The sequence below is a fragment of the Pantoea sp. AG1095 genome (assembly GCF_003208415.1).
In the GTDB taxonomy this organism is placed as follows: domain Bacteria; phylum Pseudomonadota; class Gammaproteobacteria; order Enterobacterales; family Enterobacteriaceae; genus Pantoea; species Pantoea leporis.
On record NZ_QKMJ01000002.1, the window covers coordinates 225,862 to 238,501 of the forward strand.

General features: G+C 54.3%; 10 protein-coding genes. 5 read left to right on the top strand and 5 right to left on the bottom strand.

Going from position 1 to position 12,640, the window contains the following annotated elements; all coding sequences use genetic code 11:
• Window positions 1-78: 78 nt before the first annotated feature.
• The 3 genes from nuoM to DEU53_RS07705 all read left to right on the top strand — a co-directional run bounded on the left by nuoM (window position 79) and on the right by DEU53_RS07705 (window position 3,705).
• On the top strand, window positions 79-1,599 hold the full coding sequence (gene nuoM / locus DEU53_RS07695) for an NADH-quinone oxidoreductase subunit M (RefSeq protein ID WP_110866573.1): 1,521 nt from the start codon (window positions 79-81) through the stop codon (window positions 1,597-1,599).
• A 6-nt stretch (window positions 1,600-1,605) separates the two neighbouring features.
• Window positions 1,606-3,063: an NADH-quinone oxidoreductase subunit NuoN gene (nuoN, locus tag DEU53_RS07700; protein ID WP_008105131.1), complete on the top strand. Its 1,458-nt coding sequence runs from the start codon at window positions 1,606-1,608 to the stop codon at window positions 3,061-3,063.
• Window positions 3,064-3,252: 189 nt separating this feature from the next.
• Window positions 3,253-3,705, top strand: a complete 453-nt coding sequence (locus DEU53_RS07705; protein ID WP_110866574.1) for a GNAT family N-acetyltransferase — start codon at window positions 3,253-3,255, stop codon at window positions 3,703-3,705.
• Window positions 3,706-3,734: 29 nt separating this feature from the next.
• Here DEU53_RS07705 and DEU53_RS07710 read toward each other — a convergent pair whose 3' ends face one another.
• Window positions 3,735-5,393: a glucan biosynthesis protein D gene (locus DEU53_RS07710; RefSeq protein ID WP_110866575.1), complete on the bottom strand. Its 1,659-nt coding sequence runs from the start codon at window positions 5,391-5,393 to the stop codon at window positions 3,735-3,737.
• A 291-nt stretch (window positions 5,394-5,684) separates the two neighbouring features.
• Between DEU53_RS07710 and elaB the strand changes: the two genes are divergently transcribed.
• Both elaB and DEU53_RS07720 read left to right on the top strand, forming a co-directional pair.
• Entirely contained in the window at window positions 5,685-5,993 is a 309-nt protein-coding gene (gene elaB, locus DEU53_RS07715; protein ID WP_008105125.1) for a stress response protein ElaB, read from the top strand.
• Window positions 5,994-6,137: 144 nt separating this feature from the next.
• Window positions 6,138-7,334: a nicotinamide mononucleotide deamidase-related protein YfaY gene (locus DEU53_RS07720; protein ID WP_110866576.1), complete on the top strand. Its 1,197-nt coding sequence runs from the start codon at window positions 6,138-6,140 to the stop codon at window positions 7,332-7,334.
• A 37-nt stretch (window positions 7,335-7,371) separates the two neighbouring features.
• Here the strand turns inward: DEU53_RS07720 and yfaE are convergent, their stop codons facing one another.
• From yfaE to ubiG, 4 genes are all read right to left on the bottom strand, one after another.
• Window positions 7,372-7,632: a class I ribonucleotide reductase maintenance protein YfaE gene (gene yfaE, locus DEU53_RS07725; RefSeq protein WP_061717835.1), complete on the bottom strand. Its 261-nt coding sequence runs from the start codon at window positions 7,630-7,632 to the stop codon at window positions 7,372-7,374.
• 2 nt (window positions 7,633-7,634) lie between these two features.
• On the bottom strand, window positions 7,635-8,765 hold the full coding sequence (gene nrdB / locus DEU53_RS07730) for a class Ia ribonucleoside-diphosphate reductase subunit beta (protein WP_101763665.1): 1,131 nt from the start codon (window positions 8,763-8,765) through the stop codon (window positions 7,635-7,637).
• A 53-nt stretch (window positions 8,766-8,818) separates the two neighbouring features.
• The gene (gene nrdA / locus DEU53_RS07735; RefSeq protein WP_110866577.1) at window positions 8,819-11,104 is read right to left on the bottom strand and encodes a class 1a ribonucleoside-diphosphate reductase subunit alpha; all 2,286 of its coding nucleotides are present in this window, start codon (window positions 11,102-11,104) and stop codon (window positions 8,819-8,821) included.
• A 771-nt stretch (window positions 11,105-11,875) separates the two neighbouring features.
• Entirely contained in the window at window positions 11,876-12,601 is a 726-nt protein-coding gene (gene ubiG, locus DEU53_RS07745; protein WP_110866579.1) for a bifunctional 2-polyprenyl-6-hydroxyphenol methylase/3-demethylubiquinol 3-O-methyltransferase UbiG, read from the bottom strand.
• Between the last annotated feature and the right edge of the window lie 39 nt (window positions 12,602-12,640).

Here is a 12,640-nt window from a genome sequence, read left to right on the forward strand (position 1 = left end):
ATGAGCGGGGCGGGTTCGCTCGCCCAATTAGAATGTCAAAAATTGCCTGAAGTAAGGCAATAAAAAGGGAAGTTTGCCGTGTTATTACCTTGGCTAATTATCATACCTTTTGTCGGTGGCTTGCTCTGCTGGCTTGCGGAGCGTCTTGGCGCAAAAGTTCCGCGCTGGATTGCCATGATCACCATGGGCCTGACGCTAGCGCTTGGTCTGCAGCTGTGGTTGCAGGGAGGCTATTCACTGACGCAGGCTGCGGGCATTCCGCAATGGCAATCGACTTTCTCCGTACCGTGGATTCCGCGCTTTGGCATCAACTTCCATCTGGCAATTGATGGTCTGTCGCTGCTGATGGTGGTGCTGACCGGACTGCTCGGTTTGATGGCGGTGCTGTGTTCCTGGAACGAAATTGAGAAATATCAGGGCTTTTTCCACCTCAACCTGATGTGGATTCTCGGTGGTGTGATTGGCGTGTTCCTCTCCATCGATATGTTCCTGTTCTTCTTCTTCTGGGAAATGATGCTGGTGCCGATGTATTTCCTCATCGCACTGTGGGGCCATAAAGCATCCGACGGTAAAACGCGTATCAGCGCGGCGACCAAGTTCTTCATCTACACCCAGGCATCGGGTCTGATCATGTTGGTGGCGATTCTGGCGCTGGTCTTTGTCCATTACAACGCCACCGGCGTATGGACTTTCAGCTACGAAGAGCTGCTGAAAACTCCGATGTCGCACACCGTTGAATATCTGCTGATGCTTGGCTTCTTTATTGCCTTTGCGGTGAAAATGCCGGTGGTGCCATTACACGGTTGGTTACCCGATGCGCATAGCCAGGCACCAACTGCCGGTTCAGTTGACCTCGCAGGTATCTTGCTGAAAACTGCGGCTTACGGTTTGCTGCGCTTTAGCCTGCCGCTGTTCCCGAATGCGTCAGCAGAGTTCGCACCGGTTGCCATGTGGCTGGGTATCATCGGCATCTTCTACGGTGCGTGGATGGCATTCTCACAAACTGATATCAAGCGACTGATCGCTTACACCTCTATTTCGCACATGGGCTTCGTGCTCATCGCCATCTACACTGGCAGCCAGCTGGCCTTCCAGGGCGCGGTGATTCAGATGATTGCGCACGGTCTCTCTGCTGCGGCACTGTTCATCTTGTGTGGTCAGCTGTATGAGCGTCTGCATACCCGCGACCTGCGTCAGATGGGCGGTTTGTGGTCACGTATCAAATGGATTCCGGGTCTGTCACTGTTCTTCGCGGTTGCAAACCTTGGTATGCCGGGCACTGGTAACTTTGTTGGCGAATTTATGATTCTGACCGGCAGCTTCCAGGTGGTACCGGTGATTATCGTCATTGCAACCTTTGGTCTGGTGTTTGCTTCGGTTTACTCCCTGATCATGATGCAGCGCGCTTACTTCGGCGAAGCAAAGTCGAAAGATCCGCTGCCAGGCATGTCACCGCGTGAGTTCATGACTATCGGCGTATTGGTGGTGTTGCTGGTGCTGCTGGGGATTTATCCTCAGCCGATCCTCGACACATCCCATGCTGCGATGAGCAATATTCAGCAGTGGTTTACCGCTTCAATTTCAACTACAAGGCCGTAATTCGCCATGACAATAACTCCTCAACATCTGATCGCGTTACTGCCGCTGTTAATCGTCGGATTGACGGTGGTGGTGGTGATGCTGTCCATTGCGTGGCGACGCAATCACTTTGTTAATGCCACGCTGACGGTGATCGGACTTAACATTGCGCTGTTTTCTCTGTGGTTTGTAGGCCAGGCGGGAGCGATGGACGTCACGCCGCTGCTGCGCGTTGATGGCTATTCGATGTTCTACACCGCGCTGGTGGTGCTGGCGAGTTTAGCCACCTGCACCTTCGCTTATCCGTGGCTGGCCGGTTTCCCGGACAACAAAGATGAGTTCTATCTGCTGGTGCTGATTGCAGCACTCGGCGGGATCGTGCTGGCGAGCGCCAATCATCTGGCAGCGCTGTTCATCGGTATCGAACTGCTGTCACTGCCGCTGTTTGGTTTGATTGGTTATGCTTTCCGCCAGAAACGTTCGCTGGAAGCGTCGCTGAAATATACCATTCTGTCGGCGGCGGCCTCATCGTTCCTGCTGTTCGGTATCGCGCTGATTTATGCTGATTCCGGCAGCCTGAGCTTTGTGCAGCTGGGCAAAAGTCTGAGCGATAGCATGATTCAGGAGCCGCTGTTGCTGCTCGGTCTGGGCATGATGATTATCGGACTGGGCTTTAAACTGTCGCTGGTTCCTTTCCACCTGTGGACGCCAGATGTTTATCAGGGTGCGCCAGCGCCGGTTTCAACCTTCCTCGCTACCGCCAGCAAGATCGCCATCTTTGGTGTGATTATGCGCCTGTTCATGTACGCGCCCGTCACTGACAGTGAAGCGGTGCGTACCGTGCTGGGTATCATTGCCTTTGCGTCGATACTGTTCGGCAACCTGATGGCGATTTCCCAGAGCAACATCAAGCGTCTGCTCGGTTACTCCTCTATCGCGCACCTTGGTTATCTGTTGGTGGCGCTGATTGCGGTGAAAACCCATCAGCTGTCGCTGGAAACCGCAGGCGTTTATCTGGCCGGTTACCTATTCAGCAGCCTTGGCGCGTTCGGCGTAGTGAGCCTGATGTCGAGCCCATATCGCGGTCCGGATGCCGATACGCTCTATTCCTATCGTGGTCTGTTCTGGCATCGTCCGATTCTGTCTGCGGTAATGACGGTGATGATGTTGTCACTGGCGGGTATCCCAATGACGCTCGGCTTCATCGGTAAGTTCTACGTTATCGCCTCGAGTGTGAACGCACATCTGTGGTGGTTGAGTGGTGCGGTGGTAGCGGGTAGTGCGATTGGGCTTTATTACTATCTGCGTGTGACGGTGAGTCTGTATCTCAGTCCGCCGGAACTGCACAACCGCGATACGCAAGCCAATTGGGCATTTACGGCGGGCGGCGTTGTGGTGCTGATCTCTGCGATTCTGGTGCTGCTGCTCGGTGTTTATCCGCAGCCGCTGATTACACTGGTGCAGATGGCTCAGCCGCTCATGTAATTCAGATTCACGAAACCACTGAATCAGGCCTGCGGGCCTGATTTTTTTTGCCTGCAGTTCACGGCGTAGTGAGAGGTTGAGCACAGAGTCACCACGAGGTTTTCAGCTGCCGCTGCTGCTCACTGCGTTTGGCGTAGCCGGTGTGATATTCTCATCGGATCCCTTTTTTCGCTCAGACAAGGAAGCACCATGGAAATGCTTTGGCTTGATTGCCACCACAGTGAACTGACAACGCAACAACTCTACACTTTGCTGGCACTGCGCAATCATGTCTTCATCGTGGAACAAAACTGTCCATATCAGGATATTGATGGCCAGGATTTAGCTGCCGAAAACCGCCACATTCTCGGATTTCTCGACGGTAAGCTGCTGGCCTATGCGCGCGTGTTAACGCCAGCGCTAGACTCTGCGCCGGTAATGATTGGTCGTGTGATTGTTTCTGAAGAAGCACGCGGCTTGAAGCTGGGCTATCGCTTGATGGAGAAGGCGCTGGAGAGCTGTGAAAAGTATTGGTCGCAGCGCGCTATTTATCTCTCTGCGCAGGCACATCTGGAAGGTTTCTACGGTCGTCTGGGCTTTGAACCGGTGACCGAAGTGTATATGGAAGATGAGATTCCCCACATCGGCATGCAGAAAGCATAACGGCGAGGATTGCTCCTCGCGGTTAATCATCAGCCTGGCGTCATCTGCCGGTCATCAACGTATTTACGTTGATCTGGCGGCGGCGGGAGGTACTGATAGAGCCAGGTTTCACTCAGCGTTTCATCTTTGGTACGCAGGAACAGGCGCATATCAACCGGTTTGGTCGAGTCGCTGTTTGGATACCAGTCAAACAGAATGCGGTAACCGTTGAGTGGCTCGACGTAGAGAATCTCAACCTGCTTGAATGTGCCTTCTGAAACGGTAATCACCGGCTCAATACCTTTCGGCGCTGCGGCTTTCAGATCGCCACCAACAAAATCAATGGCAAAGCGACGTGACCAGGTATCCGGGAAGTGTTCGCCTGGCGCCCAACCTTCCGGGAAGCCGCCGATACCGGTGCGCGTGGCATCGACACGCGCCAAACCACTGCGCACTGGTGGCAACTGGCTCCAGTAGAGTTTGTACTGGAAGCTGAACTCGCTACCGGCTTTTACCGGTTCTGACGGCTGCCAGAAGCACACCACGTTATCCAGCGTTTCCCCGGTGGTAGGAATCTCCATCACGTTAATGGCGCCTTTGCCCCATTTACCAATCGGTTCTACCCACAGGCTTGGACGTTTGTCGTACCAGCCAATCACATCCTGATAATTTTTGAAGTCATGATCGAGCTGCAACAGGCCAAAACCACGCGGGTTTTCGTCCTGATAGGCGTTGAACTGCAAACGCTGAGGGTTGTTCAGCGGACGTGCAATCCATTCGCCTTCACCGGTCCACATCGCCAGACGATCGGAGTCATGGATTTGTGGATGGTAAGTGTTACACATGCGACGCTCGTTGGTGCCACAACTGAACATGCTGGTCATTGGCGCAATGCCAAGCTGGCGAATGTCGTTACGCGCAAACAGGTGGTTTTCCACCTCCATCACGACGCGTTTCTCCTCGCAGTGAATGGTGAACTTGTAGGCACCGGTGACGCTCGCGCCATCCAGCAGGGCGTAGACCACGAAAGTAGTGTCATCCGCTTTTGGTGTTTCGAACCAGAACGCGGTGAAGTCCGGGAACTCTTCTTTGCCGTTGCTGAAGGTGTTGACTGCCACGCCGCGCGCGGAGAGGCCATACTGGAAGGTTTCATCAACCGCTCGGAAATAGCTGGCGCCAAGGAAAGAGACGATATCGCGGCGCGCCAGTTCAGGCTTCTTAAACGCACGGAAACCGGCAAAGCCGAGATCGGTTTTACCGACCAGCTGCCTGGTATCAACGTTGGCGTTGTGATAATTGAACAGCTCCGGACGGAAGTGGATCTCACGCGCTTCACGGCTCTGGGCATCGACCGAGAACATGCGGATGCGGCGCTTGAAGCCCATGCCGACGTGGAAGAATTGCACGTCCAGCTGACGGTCGGGGATGTTATTCCACAGCGAGTGGTTGGCGTCGTACTGAATTTCGTTATAGGCCTGCGGAGTGAGATTGGCCAGGGTGTCGGGCAAGGGGCCGGGGGCGCCGCCCCAGGGCTGTTTTGCCAGCGCGGAGGCTTTCTTTTTCAGTGAGTCGAAATCGAAGCGAACCGCGGTACCGTCGGCGATACCATCATCGGCCCAAGCGGATTGTGCAAACAGCGTGGAGAGACCCGTCATGCCGCTAACAGCGGAGAGGGCCATGGACGCTTTCATAAATTTTCTACGATTCATGCCGGAAATCTAATCCTTAGCTGCTCGGGTGTATTTTGACTCTCGTAAGACGAGAAGCGTCTGACTACAGGGGGTTACGACAGTCGTGAAAATAAATAATTCAGTCTGCGGAAAATTTATCAGATTAATCAAATAAGCGAAGCAGAATTCGCGTAGCGGCAGCGTACATGACACAACTTTGCACTGCGGTGGATGAAACTCGGTGAAAACCTTGCAATCGCCACCCAGCAAATCTGCAATTTATGACTATAGTTAAACCACAACGAGCAAGGAACATGGAGGAACTACATAGTGTCATCTTCAGATCAATTTGAAACGCACCTTGACGACGACCTGGCGCTGCTAACGGAAACGCTGGAAGAAGTGTTACGCGCATCAGGCGATCCGGCCGATCAGAAATATATCGAGCTGAAACTCAAAGCTGAACAAGCGTTGGAAGACGTGAAATCGCGCGTTAGCCAGGCGTCAGACAGCTATTACTATCGTGCCAAGAATGCGGCCTATCGCGCCGATGATTATGTGCATGAAAAACCGTGGCAGGGGATTGGCATTGGTGCCGCCGCTGGCCTGTTTGTCGGTTTACTGCTGGCTCGACGTTAAGTTCCAACGGGCGCGACACGCTTCGCGCCCGCTTCCTGATTTCCTCGCCGCTTTTCCCGTTAAATCCCTGTTTCGCATCATCCGCGATTGTGTTTCGCCTGCGCGCTTCCTACAGTAAAGCGACAGGGAAAAGGAGAACGCAACGTGATACGTGTAGAAATGCTCTCAACGGGCGATGAAGTGTTACATGGGCAGATTGTCGATACCAACGCCGCGTGGCTGGCCAATGTGCTGTTCCAGCACGGTTTGCCGATGACCAGCCGTAGCACCGTTGGTGATGCAATGACCTCGCTGGTGGAGGCGCTGCAGAGCCGCAGCCAGATTGCTGACGTGCTAATCGTGAATGGCGGTTTAGGACCGACCAGTGACGATCTCAGCGCGCAGGCCGCAGCCATTGCCAGCGGCAGCGAGTTAGTTATCCAGCAAACCTGGCTGGAAAAAATGGAAGCCTGGTTCACCAGCCGCGGACGTGTGATGGCGCCGAGCAACCGCAAGCAGGCAGAAATCCCTGCCATTGCTGAGATGCTGGATAATCCGGTCGGCACCGCATGCGGCTTCGCGCTGCAGCTCAATCGCTGCTGGATTTTCTTCACCCCTGGCGTGCCGTCGGAATTTAAAGTGATGGTTGAGCAGGAGATTATCCCGCGCCTCAAAGCACGCTTTGAACTGCCTGAGCCACCATTGTGTTTGCGCCTCACCACCTTTGGACGTGGGGAAAGTGACATTGCCGCCGAGCTGGAGCCGCTCCCGCTGCCGGAAGGCGTGGTGATGGGCTATCGCTCATCGATGCCGATTATTGAAATCAAACTCACCGGGCCCGCCAGCCAGCGCGTGGCAATGGAGCAAGTGTGGCAGCAGGTAAAACTGTTGCTGGCTGAATGCACCATCTTTGAGGGCACCGAAGGTTTACCGGCGCTGCTGGCGCGCGAGTTGCAGCAGCGTGGCTTCCATTTGGCGCTGAGCGAGCAGTTCACCGCCGGCTTACTTAACTGGCAGCTGGCCGCAGCGGACGTGGCGCTCAGCAAAGCAGAGATTCTGCCGCCGCAGGATGAAGATCTGGAAGCGCAGGTTGCGCGCACGCGTGACTGGGCGAAACAGCAGGGCGTGGCGCTGGCGTTGTCGGTGGGAAATTTAGTAGAAGGCGAAGTATCGATTGCATTGCATACGCCGGAAGCCAGCTGGGGCCAACGCGTAAAGTTCACTCATGGACGTCATAACGTGGAAACGCGGCAGAAAGTGGTGGCGATGATGGCGATGAACATGTTGCGTCGCTGGCTACACGGCAGTGAAGTCAGCACCGGTCACGGTTGGATTGATGTGCTGGAAACGGTGAAAAGCTGATTGATCACCAGGTCGCCATAAATGGCGGCCTGGTCAATCACAGCTCGATCTCAATCTCCCCTTTGGCGCGACAGCAGCACGGCAAAATCTCGCCTTGCTGCACAAACGCCAACGGGGTTTCGGCATAATCCACTTCGCCTTTCAGCAAACGCATGCGGCAAGAGCCGCAGTAGCCTTCGCGACACTGAAACTCAACGCACAGATTATTGGCTTCCAGCGTCGCCAGCAGATTAGGGTGATCTTCTGCGCACTCCAGCCGGGAGCCGGAGCTACGCAGAATAACAACAGAGCGGCTCATGCTTACAGCTGGAAGCCGTCGAAATCGTCTTCGCCCACTTCAGAATCAATCTGACCGACCAAATACGAGCTCACTTCAACTTCCTGCGGTGCAACCTGCACATTGTCCGACACCAGCCACGAGTTGATCCATGGAATGGGGTTGGAACGCGTCTGGAACGGCAGATCAAGACCCACCGCCTGCATACGGATGTTGGTGATGTACTCGATATACTGGCACAAAATGTCTTTGTTCAGGCCAATCATCGAACCGCCGCTGAACAGGTATTCTGCCCACTCTTTTTCCTGCTCGGCTGCTTTCTTGAACAGATCGAAGCATTCATCACGACACTCCGCGGCGATGGCTTTCATCTCTGGATCGTCTTCACCGGTGCGCAGCAGGTTCAGCATATGCTGGGTGCCGGTCAGATGCAGCGCTTCATCGCGTGCAATCAGCTTGATGATTTTGGCGTTGCCTTCCATCAGCTCGCGCTCGGCGAAAGCAAATGAACAGGCGAAGCTAACGTAGAAGCGAATGGCTTCCAGCGCGTTGACGCTCATCAGGCAGATATAGAGCTGCTTTTTAAGATCGCGCAGGTTAACGGTAACGGTTTTACCGTTGACCTGATGCGTACCTTCACCCAGCAGATGCCAGTAACTGGTCATCTCGATCAGGTCATCGTAGTACTTCGAGATATCTTCGGCGCGCGCCAGAATCTGCTCGTTGGTGACGATATCGTCAAACACCACCGCCGGATCGTTAACGATGTTACGGATGATGTGCGTGTAGGAGCGCGAGTGAATGGTCTCGGAGAACGCCCAGGTTTCAATCCAGGTTTCCAGCTCAGGGATGGAAATCAGCGGCAGCAGCGCCACGTTCGGGCTACGACCCTGAATCGAGTCCAGCAGCGTTTGATACTTCAGGTTGCTGATGAAGATGTGCTTTTCATGCTCCGGCAGCGCCTGGTAATCGATGCGATCGCGCGAGACGTCCACTTCTTCCGGACGCCAGAAGAAGGAGAGCTGCTTCTCAATCAGCTTTTCAAAGATGTCATATTTCTGCTGATCGAAACGGGCAACGTTGACGGACTGGCCAAAGAACATCGGCTCTTTTAGCTGATCATTTTTGTTCTGCGAGAATGTGGTGTAAGCCATTTTGAGTCCAAATGTGAAGAGGGCCGACCAATGTCGGCCCTGACAAGATGAGATTAGATCTTACATGCGCCGCTTTCGCAGCCATCATCCTGAATGGAAGGTGCCAGATCGTCCTGTGCATCTTCCGCACCGTCGCGGGTGTTTTGATAGTACAGGGTTTTCACGCCGAACTTGTACGCGGTCAGCAGGTCTTTCAGCAGCTGTTTCATCGGCACTTTGCCATTCGCAAAGCGGCTCGGATCGTAGTTGGTGTTCGACGAAATCGCCTGATCGATGAACTTCTGCATCACGCCAACCAGCTGCAGATAACCGTCGTTGGACGGCATTTCCCACAGCAGTTCATACTGATCTTTCAGACGCTCATACTCTGGCACCACCTGACGCAGAATGCCGTCTTTCGATGCTTTGATGCTGATGTGTCCGCGCGGCGGCTCAATACCGTTGGTGGCGTTCGAAATCTGCGAAGAGGTTTCAGACGGCATCAGCGCAGAGAGCGTTGAGTTGCGCAGACCGTGCGTGGTGATGGACTCACGCAGGCCTTCCCAATCCAAATGCAGCGGCTCGTTGCACACTGCGTCGAGATCCTTTTTATAGGTATCGATCGGCAGAATGCCCTGCGAGTAAGTGGTCTCTTTAAACCACGGGCACGCACCTTGCTCTTTCGCCAATTCGTTCGAGGCTTTCAGCAAGTAGTACTGAATGGCTTCGAAAGTTTTGTGCGTCAGATTGTTGGCGCTGCCATCAGAGTAACGCACGCCGTTTTTCGCCAGGTAATACGCGTAGTTGATCACGCCAATACCCAGCGTACGACGGCCCATGGCGCCGCGTTGTGCTGCCGGAATAGGGTAATCCTGATAATCCAGCAGTGCATCAAGCGCACGCACCGCAAGGGTGGCCAGCTCTTCCAGATCGTCAAGGCTGTTAATCGCGCCCAGGTTAAAGGCAGACAGCGTACACAGGGCGATTTCGCCGCTTTCGTCATTGACGTCGTTCAGCGGTTTGGTCGGCAGTGCGATCTCGAGGCACAGATTCGACTGACGAACTGGCGCGATGCTTGGATCGAACGGGCTGTGCGTGTTGCAGTGATCGACGTTCTGAATGTAGATACGGCCAGTTGACGCACGCTCCTGCATCATCAGTGAGAACAGCTCAACGGCTTTCACGCGCTGTTTGCGGATGCTGTCGTCTTTCTCGTATTTGGTGTACAGACGCTCGAACTCGTCCTGATCGGCGAAGAACGCATCGTACAGGCCAGGCACGTCAGACGGGCTGAACAGCGTGATGTCTTCACCTTTCAGCAGGCGGGTGTACATCAGTTTGTTGATCTGTACGCCGTAATCCATGTGACGCACGCGGTTGCCTTCAACACCGCGGTTGTTTTTCAGCACCAGCAGGCTTTCAACTTCCAGATGCCACATTGGGTAGAACAGCGTCGCTGCGCCGCCACGTACGCCGCCTTGTGAGCAGGACTTCACGGCAGTCTGGAAATGTTTATAGAACGGAATACAACCGGTGTGGAACGCTTCGCCACCGCGAATCGGGCTACCCAGCGCACGAATGCGGCCGGCGTTGATGCCGATACCGGCGCGCTGCGAAACGTATTTCACAATGGCGCTAGAGGTGGCGTTGATAGAGTCGAGGCTGTCGCCGCACTCAATCAGTACGCAAGAGCTGAACTGACGCGTTGGGGTACGCACGCCGGACATGATTGGCGTTGGCAGCGAGATTTTGAAGGTTGAGATCGCATCGTAGAAACGCTTCACGTAATCCATACGGGTTTCGCGCGGATAGCCAGAGAACAGGCATGCCGCCACCAGAATGTAGAGGAACTGGGCGCTTTCGTAGATTTCGCCGCTGACGCGGTTCTGCACCAGATATTTCCCTTCCAGCTGCTTAACCGCTGCGTAGGAGAAATTCATGTCGCGCCAATGGTCGATAAACGCGTCCATCTGCTCGAACTCTTCGGTGCTGTAATCTTCCAGCAGATGGCGGTCGTATTTGCCCATCTCAACCATTTTCACTACCTGATCGTACAGCTTCGGCGGCTCAAACTGGCCGTAGGCTTTTTTACGCAGGTGGAAGATAGCCAGACGCGCAGCCAGGTATTGGTAATCTGGCGCATCACGAGAGATCAGGTCTGCGGCAGCCTTGATGATGGTCTCATGAATATCAGAGGTTCTGATGCCATCGTAAAACTGAATGTGTGAGCGCAGTTCAACCTGTGAAACTGAAACATTGTTCAGCCCTTCGGCTGCCCAATCCAGTACACGATGAATTTTGTCGAGATCAATGCGCTCCTGGCGGCCATCGCGTTTAGTAACGAGCAGACTTTGGTTCATGTCGCGTTTTTACCTGTCCATGCATGAATGACGTATTTATCCCCCATGTATGCACAAGGTTTATGCACAAGCCGCTCGTTGTGAGTAAGCCTGTGGATAAACACTATATATAGGGGGTGCGGGAAGTTTGAACAACAATATGGTGAGTATTCTAGTCAGCAATCTCTTCTTAACAAGAGTTGATTTTCACTAAAAAATCGTCATTACCGGCTGGCTAAAATCCTGGATCCGCATGCCGCAAGGCCTGCACTTAGTGTCAACCGCTCAGCACTTTTTTTTCACTTTATGATCGGACGCGTGTTTCTTGCTCAACCACCGCGCTTCAGGAATTTTCTTAGACAAAAAAAGCCCCGACAAGGCCGCCAGCAGCGAACTTATCTAAAAGTGCTTATGAATTTTTTGTGACTTGCTTAGCCTATAAAAAAGGCTGGTACGCGTCTAAAAGGAAATTGATCTGGATAGGGCCAAAATTAGGGGATAAGAGGTCGCCATGAAAGAGGTAATGCTTGTTAGTTAAGAAAGCATTTTGCTTGAAATCTGGTGCGGGCTCTGACACCTCTGCTGCGTCACGGGCCGTCCTCGCGCCGCTAGCGCGGTGCCTTCGGCCTCCACGTCGTGCCAACGGACCGTTCGCGGATCGGCCATCCTGGCCGGCCCCGAACTGCCTCACGCATCCCTGCGTGAGGCTCCTGACCCAACGTAAAAGCCTCAGCGCTGCGAAGAGCCCTTTTGTCGCAGCAGACGCGCCAGCGCCTCTGGCAAAGGATGACATCACTCCTGACGATGCGTATGAATCATATAGTTCACATCGACACCGCGACCCAGACGGAACTGGTTGGTCAGCGGATTGTAGTGCAGGCCAATCATATTTCTTTCACGCAGCGGCGTTTCATCCACCCAGTTCAGCAACTCGGCGGGACGGATGAATTTCTTCACGTCGTGCGTCCCGCGCGGCACCATGCGCAGCACATACTCGGCACCAAATACCGCCAGCAGCCAGGCTTTTGGATTGCGGTTGATGGTGGAGAAAAACACTTCGCCGCCGGGCTTCACCAGCTGCGCGCAGGCTAAGACTACCGAGCGCGGATCCGGCACATGCTCCAGCATCTCCATGCAGGTCACCACATCATAATGCCCGGGGTGACTTGCGGCGTGATCTTCCACGGTTTGCTGCACGTAGTTAACGCTAACGCCGCTCTCAAGCGCATGCAGACGCGCCACTTCCAGCGGCTCAGCGCCCATATCCAGGCCGGTAACCTCAGCGCCTTCACGCGCCATGCTCTCCGCCAGAATGCCGCCGCCGCAGCCGACATCGAGCACTTTCTTGCCGAACAGGCCATTACTATGCTGCGCTATCCAGCCAAGTCGCAGGGGGTTAATACGGTGCAACGGCTTAAATTCACCCTCTAAATCCCACCAGCGGGATGCCACGGCCTCAAACTTGGCGATCTCGGCGTGGTCGACGTTCTGGCGGCTTTCCTGCGGTTGTTCACTCATTGAATCATCACTCCAGACAAAATATTCCCTCAGTATAAA